1 protein-coding gene is annotated in these 839 nt (G+C 73.2%); it reads right to left on the reverse strand.

Going from position 1 to position 839, the window contains the following annotated elements:
* Nucleotides 1-839: HNH endonuclease (locus DCI01S_RS16505; protein WP_156482670.1), on the reverse strand; the 839-nt coding region annotated here is incomplete at both ends.

Consider the following 839-nt stretch of genomic DNA (forward strand, 5'->3'; position numbering starts at 1 on the left):
CGAGCTTGTAGGTCCAGTCGGAGAAGGTTTTGAACCGGTGATGGCGGCGGCACTGACTGACCAGATTCGCCTCCACCGTCTGGCCGCCGGCGGTGGGGTCGGCGTGGTTGAACGGCACCACATGGTCCAGGTCGCAGTCGTCGGCGGGGACCGTGCACCCGGGGTGCCGGCAGGTGCCGTCGCGAAGCCGGACCCGGCGCGCCAACTCGGCACCGGGCCGGTATCTCAGCGCGGCGGCGGTGTCGTCGGCCGCGCCGAGGCGGGGATCGACCTGCTCGAACGAGGCGCCATCTGAGGTGGCGAGCATCTCCATCAGCGTGTGCAGGGCGGCTTGGCCGGTGCGGGTGAACTCCACCCGCGCGCCGTGGTCGTCGCGGCCGTTGTCGCCGGTGGCGATGACGGTGACCTTCGGCCGCAATACCGGCGCCAGCCCCTGACCGCCGCCAGTGGCGGCGCTCGGGTCGCCCGGGCCGGCGTTACTGTCGGTGCCAGTGTCGGTGCCGGTGCCGGTGCCGGTGTCGGTGTCGGGGTGGGTGGGGGTGTCGCCGCAGATCAGCGACATCAGGGCGTCGGCGCGGCGTTCAGCTTTGGAGTAGCGCGGCTCCGGCTCGGCCGGGGCATCCGGGTCGGCCGCGGCGGCTGCGCCAGTGTCGGCGGCCTGGTGTTCGGCGACCCGCTGGTCGAGGGCCTCGGCCAGCACGGCGGCTTCCTCGGTGGCCAGCAGGGCGGAGACGGTGGACATACCGTCGACGCCTTTGCCGATGCGCACACCGCGGCCGCGGCTGGCGTCTTCCTTGCGCAGGCGGATGGCGTCGGGGTCGTGGCGACCGATGACGGCG

This window comes from Dietzia cinnamea NBRC 102147 (genome assembly GCF_001571065.1).
Classification (GTDB): Bacteria; Actinomycetota; Actinomycetes; order Mycobacteriales; family Mycobacteriaceae; genus Dietzia; species Dietzia cinnamea.